The 15512-nt window shown below is 67.6% G+C and carries 11 protein-coding genes; 6 read left to right on the top strand and 5 right to left on the bottom strand.

All coding sequences use genetic code 11. The annotated features are described in order from the left end of the window. The first annotated feature begins 976 nt into the window (after positions 1–976). Positions 977–1846 carry a hypothetical protein gene (locus tag ACFYO9_RS18815; RefSeq protein ID WP_358776566.1) on the top strand — a complete coding sequence of 290 codons (870 nt, stop codon included), beginning with the start codon at positions 977–979 and terminating at the stop codon, positions 1844–1846. A gap of 590 nt (positions 1847–2436) precedes the next feature. On the opposite strand, the gene ACFYO9_RS18810 is transcribed toward ACFYO9_RS18815, so the two are convergent. Both ACFYO9_RS18810 and ACFYO9_RS18805 read right to left on the bottom strand, forming a co-directional pair. Then, positions 2437–2571: a hypothetical protein gene (locus ACFYO9_RS18810; protein WP_358776564.1), complete on the bottom strand. Its 135-nt coding sequence runs from the start codon at positions 2569–2571 to the stop codon at positions 2437–2439. Between the two features lie 1382 nt (positions 2572–3953). Then, complete coding sequence (locus ACFYO9_RS18805) at positions 3954–4775, bottom strand: AfsR/SARP family transcriptional regulator (protein ID WP_358776562.1); 822 nt, start codon at positions 4773–4775, stop codon at positions 3954–3956. A gap of 2264 nt (positions 4776–7039) precedes the next feature. Here ACFYO9_RS18805 and ACFYO9_RS18800 point away from each other — a divergent pair. Further along, positions 7040–7732 (top strand): ScbR family autoregulator-binding transcription factor, encoded by a 693-nt coding sequence (locus tag ACFYO9_RS18800; RefSeq protein ID WP_358776980.1) that lies wholly within the window; start codon positions 7040–7042, stop codon positions 7730–7732. Positions 7733–8236: 504 nt separating this feature from the next. Beyond that, a complete protein-coding gene (locus tag ACFYO9_RS18795; protein ID WP_358776981.1) occupies positions 8237–9007 on the top strand; it encodes a glucose 1-dehydrogenase in 771 nt (256 codons plus the stop codon). A gap of 161 nt (positions 9008–9168) precedes the next feature. On the opposite strand, the gene ACFYO9_RS18790 is transcribed toward ACFYO9_RS18795, so the two are convergent. Together ACFYO9_RS18790 and ACFYO9_RS18785 are read right to left on the bottom strand one after the other, a co-directional pair. Further along, complete coding sequence (locus ACFYO9_RS18790; RefSeq protein WP_358776982.1) at positions 9169–9831, bottom strand: ScbR family autoregulator-binding transcription factor; 663 nt, start codon at positions 9829–9831, stop codon at positions 9169–9171. 332 nt (positions 9832–10163) lie between these two features. Beyond that, a complete protein-coding gene (locus ACFYO9_RS18785) occupies positions 10164–10895 on the bottom strand; it encodes an HAD family phosphatase (protein WP_358776983.1) in 732 nt (243 codons plus the stop codon). Positions 10896–11346: 451 nt separating this feature from the next. Here ACFYO9_RS18785 and ACFYO9_RS18780 point away from each other — a divergent pair, with 451 nt between their 5' ends. From ACFYO9_RS18780 to ACFYO9_RS18770, 3 genes are all read left to right on the top strand, one after another. Beyond that, the gene (locus ACFYO9_RS18780; RefSeq protein WP_358776984.1) at positions 11347–12474 is read left to right on the top strand and encodes a ScbA/BarX family gamma-butyrolactone biosynthesis protein; all 1128 of its coding nucleotides are present in this window, start codon (positions 11347–11349) and stop codon (positions 12472–12474) included. 101 nt (positions 12475–12575) lie between these two features. After that, complete coding sequence (locus ACFYO9_RS18775) at positions 12576–13274, top strand: alpha/beta hydrolase (RefSeq protein WP_355820442.1); 699 nt, start codon at positions 12576–12578, stop codon at positions 13272–13274. A gap of 78 nt (positions 13275–13352) precedes the next feature. Beyond that, positions 13353–13748, top strand: a complete 396-nt coding sequence (locus ACFYO9_RS18770) for a DUF5958 family protein (RefSeq protein WP_355820440.1) — start codon at positions 13353–13355, stop codon at positions 13746–13748. A gap of 72 nt (positions 13749–13820) precedes the next feature. Here ACFYO9_RS18770 and ACFYO9_RS18765 read toward each other — a convergent pair whose 3' ends face one another. Further along, positions 13821–15215 carry an AMP-binding protein gene (locus ACFYO9_RS18765; RefSeq protein WP_355820438.1) on the bottom strand — a complete coding sequence of 465 codons (1395 nt, stop codon included), beginning with the start codon at positions 15213–15215 and terminating at the stop codon, positions 13821–13823. Between the last annotated feature and the right edge of the window lie 297 nt (positions 15216–15512).

The raw sequence follows: 15512 nt of genomic DNA, 5'->3' as shown, positions 1-15512 counted from the left end.
CCGCAGGACCGACAGCACCAGAACACCACGCCATCACGGCATACGGGCAGACGGATGAAGGAATGCCAGGGAAGGAGAAACTCAACGAAGCCCGGCGCTGCAGGGGGTAGACAGCTCGGCATGGTTTGGATGCCGGCGGCGTATACGAGCCCTCAACTCGCCGTCTCAGAACCGGCTTTGGGCAGGGAAGTCGTGCAGGAATAGTGACACGGGCACCGCCCCGACACCAAGACCCCCGAAAGTGACGTAGGTCACGGCCAGAGATACTGGTCTCGACCGCGGTGAGCTCGGTCCCCTTCAACAGCTCACGCTCCCGGTGGTCCTTGAGCCACTTGGCGATGGTGGGATCGAGCGGGCCCCCGCCCTCACCCGATGCAGGGCGGTCGGGTCGGCCATGACCAGCCTCCAGAAACAGGAGACGGCCGCGGACGCCGCTTTCCCGGGCACCCAAGGCCATCAGTGGTCCTTGGGTCAGACGATGTTGAGAGTCCGCGATCGGCGTCGAGGAGGAGGAGGAGGAGGAGGTCCCCGGGCCGGTGGCACGGATGGCCTCGCAGGTGTGCTGCGGTACGGAAAGTCCCTCACCGGTGCCGGCGCCGGCACGGAAGGCGTCAGGGAACCCGGACTCTTCCCCTGAATTCCTAACGACGCGCAGGGAGTTGGCGGAGCCGTCCGCGAGCCGCAGCACCCGCGGACCGCGACCGGAGGTCCGGCCCTCGGCGAGGGGGCGTCCTGGTCGGCTGGCCTCATCACCTTCCAGGAAACCGGTACCGGAGGACTCCCCCGGCAGGCAGAGCCGGGACTCTCGGCCGGCACGGCACGGCACGGCACGGCACGGCACGGCACGGCACGACACGTCCGTTCGCCCGGCCCGCGACGAATCCGGCGAAGCACCATGGTCTGCGCCCCGGCGGCCCTACCGTGTACGCAACGCGGCGCTTCTCGTGCCGGGGCGGCGGCGAAAGGGGGCTGGGCCATGTCCGAGGAAGAGACCCCGAAGCGGTCCGCGCGGCCGCGCCGCCGTGCGATGGCGGCGGCCGCCGTCGGCCTGGTGGCCGGCGCCGTGGGAGGCCTCGCCGCCCACCAGTGGTGGCCCGGCGAAGACGACGGGCCCCAGCCGCCCGCCGCCGCACCGGCCCTCTCCCGGGCCGAGAGCATCCGCACCGCGATGCTGGCCCAGCGGCTGGTCGGTGTCGACGTCCGCGCCAGCGAACTCGGCGTCACCGACTCCTTCCACGGCCAGGCCCGCCTCGACCTGGCCGACGCCACCACCACCAAGGCGGCGACCCATGTCGCCTACGACGGAGGCGAAGGCCACCCCTGGTACCCGCCGCAGGTGGTACTGATCGGCAACCGCGCCGCCATCACGCCCCACCAGGCGGTGGCCGCACCCGAATCCGGCCCGCACGGCGGATACCGCACCGAGCCCGACGCGAGCACAGCCGCCAAGGACGACACCGACCTCCACGCCGCCCTGGAGACCCGCTGGCTGGCCCAGCCCGCCCACATCCAGGCACTCCTCGACGGCGCCACCGGCGTGCACACCCAACAAGACCACGCCACCCGCACCCTCACCGGCCACACCCCCCTGCGCACCCTGGCCGCCGACCCCGCCATCGGCGCCCTCTACCGCCCCAACACCACCGCCCACCCCGAGGGCACCGTCCGCTTCACCCTGACCGTCACCACCCGCGACCTGCCCAAAACCCTCAAAACCTGGGTCCCTTCAGCAGCCGACACGCCAACCGGCAACGAATCCTTCCAGGTGAAATACCACAACTGGGCCGAAGGCGACCCGATCACAGCCCACCCCGCACCCCCACCCCAATGGACCACCACCGACTGAAACAAACCAACCCGAGCGGCTGCGAACCACCCGAGCAGGACAGACGCCAGACCAGACCAGACCAGACCTGACCAGCCGGGCAGCACTCGGACAGCGCATCCATGGACCCGCCGCTCTGCCGGATGGGCACCGCTCCTCGAACAAAACGTGCAGAGGGCAGCCACCACGTCGGCATACCCCACGACACCTGAAGACCAGCCACAGCCCAGGGGGACTCGCAGCCAGCCTCGCAACGACCTCGACCACCCACCCCACCTGCCCTCCCCGCCTGCCCCAAGAGCCGGACTCCGGCTCGAGCACAACGTGCCGGCAGCGCCTGACCCGCGTCGGGCCCGGAACGAGACCCAGCACCCGGCCCGCCGCCCGCGTGTACAGGTCACCGGCCCTCTCGGACCGCGGCGATGACATCCAGCGCCCCGACGCGCCACCCGTACAGGTCCCCCGCCACCAGGCAGTGAGCCAGCACACGCTCATGCGCCTCGTCGGCGCCGATCCGCAGCAGACCGCATACGACAGCCCCCCAGGTACAGGGATGCAAGCCGGAATCGAGCAGCACCGCCAGAGACTCGACACAACCGGCTGTGGCCCACTCACTCAGCACACCGGCCGGGGACGCCGCCGGCCGCGACCGCGCTGGCCGGGGACGCCGCCGCAAGCCGCCCCAGGGCGGCGCTCGCCTCGGCCTCGGGGCGGGCGGCAAGCACCGCGACAACCTCATCGCCCACATCCACTCCGGACACCGTTCGCGAGCCGGACCAGGATGGACAGCACCGGAGCGCCGATCCGCCCCAGGGACTGCAGGGCCGCCCGCGCCTCGTCGGGATCGGGAGCGTGTAATCACCCACCCCACACCCGCTTCGGACACCGTTCGCGAGCCGGACCAGGGTGGACAGCACCGGGGCACCGATCCGCCCCAGGGACTGCAGGGCCGCCCGTCCGCCATCGGGATCGGGAGCGTGTAATCACCCACCCCACACCCGCTTCGGACACCGTTCACGAGCCGGACAAGGATGGACAGCACCGGGACGCCGATCCGCCCCAGGGACTGCAGGGCCGCCCGTCCGCCATCGGGATCGGGAGCGTGTAATCACCCACCCCACACCCGCTTCGGACACCGTTCACGAGCCGGACAAGGATAGACAGCGCCGGGACGCCGATCCGCCCCAGGAACTGCAGGGCCGCCCGTCCGCCATCGGGATCGGGAGCGTGTACGACGAACTCCCCGAGCCCCCCGGGCTGCCTCCCGCACGCGGAAGCCGCCCAGCACCGTCACCGCACACACCCGTACGCGCCGTCACCGCACACACCCGTACCGCCCCGTGCGGACAACGAACGCACGCCACAACCACCGGCAACGTGTCCGGCACGCCGGACACGGCCAAGGGCCCGCACGGCACGGGCGCGCAAGGTGCCGCTGTGTTCCTCATCCTTCACCAGGACCGCGAGTAGCGCGGCTCCCGCCAACAGCCGCAGGACACCGAGCCCGCCCACGACCGAGGTACGCACCACCCTCGGAGCGGCGCCGTCCGCCAGGGCGGCAAGGAGCAAGGGGACGGCGGCCGCACACCGGGCAGCACCCAACGCCCGTGCCACACCCAACACCCGCGCCGCACCGGCCCGTTGGGCTACCGGGCGGCCCGTGCCGGGGAACAGCGCCAAACCCTCCCGCAACGGCGGACTGGACAGAGCGGCGAGCAGGCCCGCCACCGCACCGAAGATCCGCGCATCGACCAGCCGGCCTCCAGCAGGGCCCCACCCACCCCGGCCCCGGCTCCCGCGCAGGCGGCCACGACCCGAGCGGCGGCCAGAGCCCGGCCCCCGCGCAGGCGGCCACGGCCCGGGCCGCGGCCCGGCGCACAGCCGGCGCCACCGCCTCCCGCACGTGGCGCCGGACAGAGTGACGTACCCGCCCAGGCCCGGCAGGTCCACACCGAAGAAGCCGGAGACCTCAACCAGCGCGACCGCCACAGCACACGCTCACACGCCCCGCATGCCGCACCGGCCACCCGCCCCACATGAGCACGGACCTCACCAGCAGCAAAACCCCGGCCACCAGCGCCCGCAAACACCACCCCAGCCGCCGGCCCACCTCACACAGCACCCCGCCTCACGCGGCATACAGATCAAACGTCGAACCCCGCCGCGGCCCCGCCACCACATCCAACTGCGGATCCACCGCCAACATCGCCTGATGCAACCGCTGCACCTGCGGCGACGGCTCCACACCCAAACCCTCAATCATCCTGATCCGCAACCTGCGATAAATCTCCAACGCCGACGCCTGACGCCCCGACCGGTACAACGCCACCATCGCCTGCGAATGCAACCCCTCATGCTGCGGATAACGCGCCGTCAACTCCGTCAACTCCGCAATCAACCCCGCATGCCGCCCCAACCGCAAATCAGCATCAATACGCCGCTCCACCGCCCCCAAACGACTCTCCTCCAAACGCATCACCTCAATCTCCAAAATCGGCCCCACCCGCACATCCACCAACGCCGGCCCACGCCACAACGCCAACGCCCGCCTAAAACAATCCGCCGCCCCCACATCATCACCCGCATCAAACGCCGCCCGACCCTCCCCCGCCAAACGCTCAAACACCTGCACATCCACCCCCTCACCAGGCAACCGCATCAAATACCCCCCATGCCGCGTCGCCAACACCTCCTTCACCGACCCACGCCCCTCCACCCCCAACGCCACACCCAAATGCCGCCGCAACTGCAAAATATAAGTCTGCAACGTCGTCAACGCACTCTGCGGCGGCTCCGTCCCCCACAACTCCTCCATCAACATCGGAACAGGCACCACCCGCCCCGGATAAAGAGCAAACAACGACAAAATCTGCCGAGGCTTCCCCGCCGACGGAACAAACGACACCCCATCAACCTCAGCACCCAACGGACCCAAAACCCGAACCCTCATGGAAAATCCCCCGTACATCATCGACCACCAACCACAACCACACGATCAGCAACCCACCAGCAACAGCCCACCCCACCCCCACCACACAGGCCGCGAGTACGACAACACGCCGCGGACCGAAGCTTCTTGATGCTCTCTCAGCGGGCAGCCAGCCCCAGAGCCATTGACAGCCCTACCGCAACGCAGGGACCGAACACGGGCCGCAGGCCAGAGGCCGCCGACGACAAGCGGCGGCGCATCACCGCGGACCAAGGGAGTACAACGACTCCGGCCCCCCTCCCCCCTGCGCCCGCATGCGAGACGGACACTGCCGCGCCCAAGGCCGTTAACAGGCCCTGCGTCACTGCACGTTAGACACACAGGACCAGGAACAAGCAGCCCGGAACAACGTCCACACGACAACCAGGCAAACATTGCCCCCCAGGCCCCCCACCGCGCACCTCAACGTCCACAGCGTCCCCCTGAAAGCGAAGATCCAAAAAGCCCGCCCACACAAACATCGCGCTGAACCGCACCCAAATTCAATTGGATCCCCCACCCTCTGTCAATAGAAAACCGCGTAGCTGGTTTCTACCCGCCCCCTACCCGCAACCCACCACGACACCACCCACACACGAGAAAACCCCAGCTCAACGGCCTCCCGCCGCAGCGATCCCAACCCACGGAAACAGCGACAGTCCGCTGTTTCCAGTATCCCCGCCCGAACCCGCCTTGACCCTGGCCAGAAAGCGGACGAGCACGTACAGACGCCACCGCAGGGTGCGGACCGCACGAAGGGGGCAACGGGCCTGCCTCACGAGGGAGTCGACCCCTCAAGCGGAACCCCCCACAACGAGCCCGGCGAACCCGCCGCCGCACGAAGGCCGGTTGCGAAGCAAGCGCAATGGAGGCAGGGACCCCCGGGAGCACGGGAGCACGGGAGCGAGGGCACCCTTAAGGGCGCCAGCCACGACGCAGCCGACGTGATGCAGTGGCTTGCGGCACTCAGCCGCACTCAACAGGCGAGCGCACGAAGCTCCACCGAAACGAGGCGGGCAGCGGGGAGGCGCGATGGCCTCACGGTACGTGTGCCTCTGCGCGGGCTGACCGCCACGCCGGTAAGCGTCGCCGGAGAGCACGGGAGCTCAACGCGCATGACAGACAGAGACGGAAGCTGCCCCCGGACAGCCGCAGGGCCACCATCAACCCAACGGTCCGCCGAGTGGAAGGGGCCCTCGGTCGACCTGGAGGATCGTGCGCTCCACTGACCGGGAGATCGCAGGCCCATCGCCACCGTAACCCAGCTGGCAGTACGGGAGTTGAGGGCGCGGGACGCAGCGCCGACCAGTCACACCGCGGCCACCGGAAGCAGGATAGGCAGGCTGGGCCCAACAGGCCGCAGGATCAAAGGGTTTGAGGGTGTGAGACAAAGCCGGCGACTGGGCTGCCAGACACGCACCCCGTACGGCCGGTCCTCCCCGGTGCATCACAGGAGGGACAGCTCCCGCCATGAGGCCACCCGGACCCCGCGGCTCAACGCCAGCTCTGCGGCGCCCGGTACGCGGCGGCCTCAGGCGAGCGCCAAGAAGCTCTCCTGCCGAACCCGCCACCCGCGCCTGAACCGACCGACACACCGACACCGACCCCGGCACCAGCACCAGCACCAGCGGCAACCAAACGCTTCTGCCCCGCCGACCCCGCCGCTAGCGAGAACAGCGTGACCGCAACCGCGGCGAGCTCCTCCTCGGAGGCTCGACCACGCACCACCTTGAACAGTGCGACCTCACCGGCGTCCACAGGCCCCCCTCCCCGCAATACGTCCACGATCGACCGCCCGCCTCAAAGCGCACTCGGATACAGCTGGAACATCCCCTCACGCTCCAACCCCTCCTCCGCGCCCCTCCGTTTCAACCAGCCACCGTCCAGCCCTCCGGATGACCAGCCGAACGGTCGGCCAACCGACCAATCCAACCCACCCAAACATACCGCTGGTTCGGTTTTCGGCCACGGCGCCTCAGCTTGCCCGCCCGATCACATCTCACCGCGTACCTAGCCCGGCCTGAGAGAACTGAAAACCAACCCTTCAAGCCAAATTGCCACCCCGGTCCACCACTCCACCCCCGGGCAACTGCCAAGGTGACCGTCACCGCTCCCCTCACCCACGGCAAGCGGAAGACGACACACCTGACCCATCAGGACAGGCCGAACCGGTATAACCCTAGAGACGAAACCGCCATGCTGGTTTTATATGGTGACCGGAATCCATCCTCGACAGGAGTCACCCCGTGAGCAAGCAGGAACGGGCCACCCGTACCCGCAACGCCCTGATTCTTTCTGCCGCAAGACTCTTCGAACGGCACGGCTACACCAAAACCAGCCTCGACGACATCAGCAACGGCGCCGGCGTCAGTCGTGGCGCCCTCCACTTCCACTTCGAGAACAAGGCCGCCGTCGCCAACGCCGTGGAGCAGTCCGCCACCCAGGCCCTCCACCAGACCGCGAACGACATCCCCCACCACTCCAACTCCCTTCAGACCCTCATTGACCTCACCCATCACCTCAACCACCTGCTACACCACAACACGACCGTTCGAGCTGGATTCCGGCTCAACACCGATACCACCCCTCACACCACCCACAACCTCCGCCAGCAATGGCACACGTGCATCCATCAGCTCATCACTCGTGCTGCCACCCAAAACACCCTCAACAGCAACATCCACCCTGATCACCTCACCACCACCATCGTGGCCACCACCACCGGCCTCGAAGTCCTCAGCCGCACCAACCAGCAATGGCTCGCCCCCGCCCCCCTCACCACCTTCTGGGAACTCCTCCTCCCGACCATCACCGCTCCCACAACCCGCAGCGCTTGCAACCCGCACGGCACCGATGATCCTCACAGCGAGGGCGGCATCGGCCACGGCGAAGACGGGGCCGAGAAGAACGACGGCGGAGCAGGACGCACACGCGCCTGACATCGCGCGCCACGGAGCGGTTCAGCTTTCACTACCACCACTCGGCAGCCCAACCGGCGCACCGCACCCCGCACCGAAATTCGTGACCGCCCCGAATGCACCTGCAGCGGGAGGCTCTTGGTGCGCACGCCGTCTGCAAACGCACCCCATGGCAGCGGGACATCGACGCGTCGGCCGCCGACCGAATCCACGAACTTAGCGCCGCACGACGCTACGACGCACGCCCCGCGGTCGACGAGCTCACCCGCCCCTATCGCGTTCCGGCCGCCGTGCAGAGCGACATCAATCCCGACGGCGTACCCCCAGCGAACTCTCACGCATGCGCGCCCCGCACCACCCCGTCCCCAGATCCGCAGCACCATCCAGGGCCGATCCGGAACAACAAGCGGGAATCCGACGCCTGTTATCGAACGGGCACGCTAAGCTACAGTCATGATCCGCACGCCGTGGGCGGAGCGTCACGTTGCGGCATCTGTCGCCCAAGGCACGTGAGGAGTACGCAGGTTGACGCACGCTCAGGGATCTCTCGCGGAAAAAGTCGCCCTCATCACCGGCGCGAGCAGCGGGATCGGCGCGGCGGCGGCCCGGGTGTTCACGCGCGAGGGCGCCCACGTGGTGCTGGTCTCCCGGCGCGAGGACCGATTGGCCCTGCTGGTCAAAGAGTTGCGCGCCGAGGGCGCCCAGGCCTCCTACTGCACTGCCGACGTCCTAGTCGCCGCGGACATGCGCCGGGCCGTCGCCCACGCCGTGGAGCTCCACGGCCGCCTGGACGTCGCGTTCAACAACGCCGGTACCGCCGTGGAGAAGACCCCTTTGCACCTGATGGATGACACCGTCTACGACCTGATCATGGACACCAACGTGCGCGGGGTCTGGAACTGCTTGCGCCCGGAGATCGGCGTCATGATCGAGAACGGTGGTGGAGCGATCGTGAACACCAGCAGCGTGGCCGGCCTGGTCGCCACCTCAGTTGCCGCCCCCTACATCGCCGCCAAGCACGCCGTGGTCGGCCTCACCAAGGTTGCCGCGGTCGAGTACGCCTCCAGCAACATTCGAGTCAACGCCATTGCCCCGGGCCTGGCCCGCTCCGAAATGGTTGAGGACTGGTTCAGCCGTTTTCCTGCCCAGGAGGCCAGGAGCAAAGCCTCTTCACCCCAGAACCGGATGGCGGAACCCGACGAGATCGCCGAAGCGGCCGCCTGGCTGTGCAGTGATCGCGCCTCCTTCGTCACCGGCGCCACTCTGCCCGTCGACGGCGGCGCCACTACCTGGTGAGGCAAGGGAGCGGCCACCATTCGCGACTCTCGCTGCGGGTGCTCGCGCAGTGGCCACGTACGGTGTACGAGGGGTCCTGGCCCCGCACGCCACGCCCCTCCCGGCCCCGGTTGCCGGCCAGCTTCACGCGTGCAGGAACGCAAGGCGATGGGCGGCGCGCTTCAGGAGACGCTGTCGGCCAGTACAGGGCGCGGAACGGACACCGTCTGTGCGAAGAGCCGTGCCCCTCGGTCCGGCGTCAGATCCAGACGGGCCAGTACCGCGGGCACCGCGATCGCCGGTACCACATGGTCGTAGAGCGCCGCGATGCGCCGTTCGACATCGGCCAGCCCACACTCCAGTTGCGAGAACAGCTGAACCCCGTGGAAGGCGCCGACGAGGAGCTCCGCTGTCTGTCGCGGCACCACATGCGAGAGAATCTCGCCCCGCTCCTTGGCATCGGTCAGCATTCCGACGGACAGGTCGACCCACGTCGGCCAGGCACTGCCGTACTGTTCCCTGCCCAGCGGGTCGGATGAGAGCACGGCACCGGCTCGAACCACCGCATCCCTCGGCAGCCGGTACGCGAGCAGCAGCCCCACATCGATCCATTCCTGGATCTTGAGGTCCTGCGGCGGTCCCGTATAGGCGGTCTGCGCGTCCAACACCCCTCGCGCCAAGGCCTCCTTGGAGTCGAAGTGGAAGTACAACGCTCCCTTGGTGACCCCGGCGATCTTGAGGATTTCCGACACCGTGGCCGCTGCGTATCCATGCTCGCCGAACACGATCGCGGCCGCCTCCAACACCGCGCGACGCGTCCGAACCGCACGCTCTTGCTGCGCCACGTGACCTCCCCTGCACTCCGCGCCGTATCGGGTATGCAGCGGACCCGAAATCAATCGTCGTGCGCGTACCTTACCCATAACTTCCCCGAACGACCCCGCCAAGGATCTTGAGCGTCCTTCTGCCCGTCACCTGCCCACCTGTGGGTCTCCTCCTGATCTCGAATCCGTTGCGCTCCGTGCCGCTGAGGCCACCGGGCACATCCAGCAGGCAGCTGCCGTCAGGCAACGCCAAGGATGTGGTGTACGCGCACGAGCGAGCGCTGACCGCTGCCGCCGCCTGGCGGCAACGTATAGGCGAAGGGCGGGAGTTGTCCTCCCTCTGCTTCAACCCGTTAGCGCCAAGACTCTCCGGCAGCCGCCTCCGCGTCCACCCTGCGCAGGAGATCCTCATCGATCTCCCCGAGCCCACCAACCATGTGCCGAACTCCGGCCCGCTCCATCGACCGCCGCTGGAAACCGGTCTCCTCACCACTGGGATGCCCGATGAATGGCGTCCCAAGCTCCCGCGCAGCCTCCGCCACCCGCGCCACATCATCAATGAACAGCACTTGATCCAAGCGAAGTGCGAACATCTCCGCGATCTCCTGGATGCCTGGACGAATATCGTTCGTACAGATATATACTGGTTCGTCGAAATACCCTGCCATGCTCTCCAGGTAGCGGTCGAAATGTGCTCTTTCCAAACCTCCATAGCAAACAGCGCGCACCTTCAGCGACCGCACCGTCCGCAACAACTCATCCGCGCCGTCCAGGATCCTGATCGGATGCTCGAGAACATAGCGTTCGCGCTCCTTGAAATACGCTTCCAGCAGTTCTCGCGCGCTCCCACCCAGAACTTCCGCGGCCACTTGTGCCGCCTCCATCTGCGGCTGCGACAGCAATGCCTTTTCCAATTCCTCCCCGTACACCCCGCCTCGCGATTCCACCAGGCGCCTGATCACCGGACCGAAACTGTCGTTCAGCAGGACGCCGTCGATGTTGACCGCCACCAGGCTCAGGTGCGCCAACCCCTGCCCGTGGCCTTCCCTGCACCCGCCCTGACTCTCGCCACCGACGCCGCCCACTTGCCCGGCTCCACGATGCACACTCCCGTCACGGACCACGACAACTCCCTGTCTCCGGTGCCGCCAACCCGGCATCCCACCAGCAACCTCGGCTTCACTTCACGATGTTCACGATCGCGGACACCGCCGTTAACCCACACCCCGCAGCCGACTCTCCGTAGAGAATCACAGGCACCGGTGGCACAGTCATCTGCAACCGTCGAGGCCAGAACCGGCACCGCCGCACTCGATGAAACCGACCGCTCGGTTTCGTATTAAACGGACGGCACAGATCCCCTTATGCTGAATCCTCCACCAAAAGGGAACTACCCAGCGTGACAGAATCCCGATAGCCGTAACTGCCGCCATTCCCCCACGCCGTCACATGTAATCCCCACCGACTCTTGTCTCAAAAACCGGTGGGTATGTATGTTATGGCTTCAGTTTCATTCACCTCCAGGGGGAGAGGTTCATGAGCGGTCTTGTCCTGACGCCACAGAACAGTTGCAACAGCGAGCCCACACACAGCGATCAGGATCTGCCGTGCCCGGAGGGCGTATTCGGTCCCTACGAGGCGCAGGACGAGCGCGGCGCCGTGACGGCGCACTCTGCTGCAACCGCCCCCGCCCCCACGCCGGAAAAGCCCATGACCGCGGTGGCGACTCAGAAGTCGCTGACCATACCCGGCCCCCTCACCGCCCCCTGCACGCCGGCACCGCCGCCCGCGCTCTCCAGTACCGTCGCCCGGCAGTACGTCCATCGCGCGGCCCACGCCGAAGTCTTCCTCACGGGGCACCAGAAGACCGGTGAGAACACCTACGTCCTGACCGGTCAGTGGCCCCGCGCCCACGCCTTCTTCTCCACTCCGGACGGGCGCAGCCACGATCATCTCCAGGCGTGCGAAACGGTCCGCCAGGCCGGCATCTATCTCGCGCACACAGAGCACCAGGTCCCGCTGGACCATCACTTCGTCATGCAGGACATGACGGTCACCACGCATCCCCAGCACCTCGGCATCGAAGCCGCCCCGACCGATCTCAGCCTCAACGCCATCCTCACCCGCAGCACCCGCGGCGCGAACTTCGCCATCTACCTCACCATCACCAACGCCCACCAACACATCGTCGCCACCGGCCGCGGACACTTCACCTGCATCTCTCCCGCCGTCTACCGACGGATCCGTGCCACTCCGATGGCCAACCTCAGCGCGCTCCGTCACACGCCCACCAACCAAAGCCCCATCACCTTCGGTCGTACCCACACCCACGACCTCGTCCTCGCCCCCACCTCCCGGCCCCACACCTGGCTCCTCAATCCCGACCCCATGCATCCGATCCTCTTCGACCACGACACCGACCACATCCCCGGCATGGTCCTCATCGAGGCCGCCCGCCAGGCGACCCGCCCCCACCTCCCGCCGGACGCCACCACCACGCACACCCGCACCCAGTTCCACCGGTACGTCGAACTCACCGACCCCTGCTACATCACCATCACCCCGCAGCCCACCACCGCCCCACAAACCCGGACCTACACCATCACCGGGTACCAGAACGATGAGCCCACCTTCACCACGCACCACACTGCGACCACCCCGTAATGGGAGCGATGTCATGTACGCCGGATCAGGCATCACGCTCCAGGGCGCGTGTCTGACGCCTCCCCGGAGTGGTCGTCGGGTCACGCCGCTACGGTGCGGCCATGGTGAACTTCGTACTCATTGCAGGCGCGCGACTCGGATCGTGGGCGTGGGACGACGTGGTGCCGCACCTGCGTGCGGCCGGGCACGGCATCCACCCCCTGACGCTGTCCGGTCTCGCTGAGAAGCAGGGCGTGCCAGCCGGGCAACAGACCCACGTGCAAGACATAGTTGATGAGGTCGAACGCCAAGATCTGTATGAAGTCATCCTGGTAGGTCACAGCTACTCGGGTGTTCCGAGCGGTCAGGCCGCCGGGCGGATCGGCGACCGGCTAACGCATGTGGTCTTCCTCGACGCCAGCATCCCGACCGAGGGTCAACCGTTCGTCTCCGACTGGCCGGACGGTGGAACGACGATGAGAGCATCCATCGCCGAGAACGGCGGGTTCTGGCCGGTCGTACCCGCGGCTCACTTCGAGGGGCACGGCCTCACCGATGACCAGATCGCACGGATCGTGGCCGGTTCGACGCCGCATCCGGGTGCCACGCTGACCGAACCCGCCGTGCTGGAAAGACCGCTCGGCGATCTCCCGGCGACTTACATCAAGTGCACGCTCGGTGACCCCGAGCCGAGCGACGACGTAGCCAAGTTGCTGGCCGGCGGGCGGTGGCGGCTCATCGAAATGGACACCGGCCACTGGCCGATGTTCTCCCAACCACGCGAACTGGCGCGGGTTCTTCTCGGGTTGCACGCCGACTAGGCCTTGACCGCGATGATGGGAGCCGTGGCTCGATGTTCATGCAGGTTTCCGGGCCAACAGGCTGTGAAGGGGCGCGGGTTGAACGAGCGCATGGTGGTTCTCAACGAGTTGGCGCAGGGGATTCGTCCGCTTGATCAGGGCGTCGAGTGGTTCGGGAACTTGGACGACGTCGAGCAGTTCGATGTCCAGCGTGAGCTGGTGGGCTTCTGTATCCAGGCCCGTGCTCTCATCGAAGACGGGCCGGAGGCCATCCGCAGGGCCGGGATTCGGCCCACCCACACGCCTGCCGTGTTGATCACCCGTGGGCAGTTGACCGAACAGCTGGCGAAGATCATCGGTCTGCCGCGGGACGAGCGTGTCAAGGCGTTCCGGCTGCTCGTCGCTCTGCTCGGCGTGGCCGACGCGCGGCGGCAGACTCGGTTCTGTGGCCACGGGTGCAGCCATGCCTGGCACCAGCTGGGTGGACACCGGTGATGTCCGTGGCGACGACGTCCGCGCCTACGTCTTTGACGGCCTCGACTACCTTCGACGACGCGTGGTCGGTGATCAGCTCTGCGCGAGGCGGTCTCGTGTCTCCAAGTCGCCCAGCACGACCACCCCGCCCTCCGGGGTGCTCGTCGCCAGGACGCCCGTGCGGAAGTAGCCGTCGGGGGTGAAGGCGCGAGTGTTGTGGTCGGGTGCTCGGTAGTAGCCCCTGATCGTGTACGGGCCGCGGGTGAGGAGTTCGCCGGGCTCGCCCGGGGGCCTCTCCTTGCCGTTCGCGTCGACTATGCGGATCTCGTCGTCTGGTGAGAGTGGACGGTTCTGCGTGGTGCGGGTGGGCTCCTCCGGCTCGGCGAGTGGATCGTCGACTTGGGTCAGGGTGAGCAGGCCCTCGGCCAGGCCGAAGAGCCGTTGGACGCCGCAACCCAGTTCTCGTGGAACACGCTCCGCCGTCGCCGTCGCTTGGTGTATCGGCCTGCCTGCGAGCTGGACCAGGCGCAGGCTCTTTACGTCGGCCTCAGCCCCAGGGAGGACGTCTAGCCAGTGCTGGGCAGCCGCCGGTTCCAGTGTCGTGACCGTGACCCGCTCCCGGCCTATGGCCGTCAGACACCTCTCGGGTTCCGGGTCCTCGACCAGGACGACGGCGCCGCCGACGGTGAACGTGCCGATGATGCCCGGGCAGCCGAAGGCGAAGTTGGACTCGGCGGGCATGGCGGCGAGGTACACGTCGTCCTCGGTGAGCGACAGCAACTCGGCGGCGGCACGCGCCTGGTAGGCGTAGCCGTTGTGAGTGCGCGGGACGAGCCTGGGGTTCTCGGCACTGGTGCTGTCGCCGGAGAGCAGAAAGAACGCCACACCGTCCGCACCGCGTACTTGCGGCCGTTCGGGCGGCGCGTCCACGGAGGCCAGGGGGAAGTAGTGACAACCCGTCGGGTCGATCGTGAGGCCGCCGTACGGAGAGGATGTGCCCGGGGGCTCGTACGTGAACACCCGCCGCAGGAACACTCCTTGGGCCGCGACGTCAGCGACCATCGCGGAGTGGTCGAAGCCCTGATAGGTCGACGGACCGACGTAACCGGCCGCCTCCGTGATCCGTACGACGTACGAGACCTCGGTACCCCTGTGTGACATCGGGCAGAACACAGGGATCGCGCCGACCCGCATCAGCGCGAACACGGTGATGACGAATTCGGGAACGTTCGGCATCTGAACGACGGCCCGTTGCCCCGGTCGGAGGCCACGCAGCCGGAAGCCGGCGGCCATGCGGTCGACGCGCCGGTTCAGTTGCGCGTACGTGAGGCGGGTGTCGTCCTGGACCAGCGCGGTCCGTGCCCCGTACTGCAGGGCCCAGCCGCGCAGCAGGTTGTCGAGCGTGTTGCCGCGCCAGTGGCCGGCCTTCCAGTAACGGTCGACGAACTCCTCTGGCCAGGGCGTGCAGCCCGCGAGCACGGATGTCATGCGGTTCCTTCTGTACCAGGCGTTCTGGGTGGGGTGGGACTACTGGGGGCGCCCCAGGCATACTGGCCACCCCCGCTACCCCGACTCCTTGATCCAGCCATTCCAGTCGGCCCTCGTGCTCGCACGCAATGCGCTGTGCGAACCATGGGTGACGACGTCTCTCGGCGGAACATCCAAGGTGCCTCGTTCCCCCGGGCTGGATTTTGCGACGGCAACTTTCCTGCCGGGTGGGGGTGGGGCGAGTGGGCCCGTAGTTCTCCCGCCTCGGCCCTCACGCACATCGCACACCGCACAATC

The sequence above is a fragment of the Streptomyces sp. NPDC005863 genome, from assembly GCF_042871345.1.
In the GTDB taxonomy this organism is placed as follows: Bacteria; Actinomycetota; Actinomycetes; order Streptomycetales; family Streptomycetaceae; genus Streptomyces.
The sequence above is the reverse complement of the archived record's forward strand: the minus strand, read 5'-3'. Positions and strand labels throughout refer to the sequence as shown.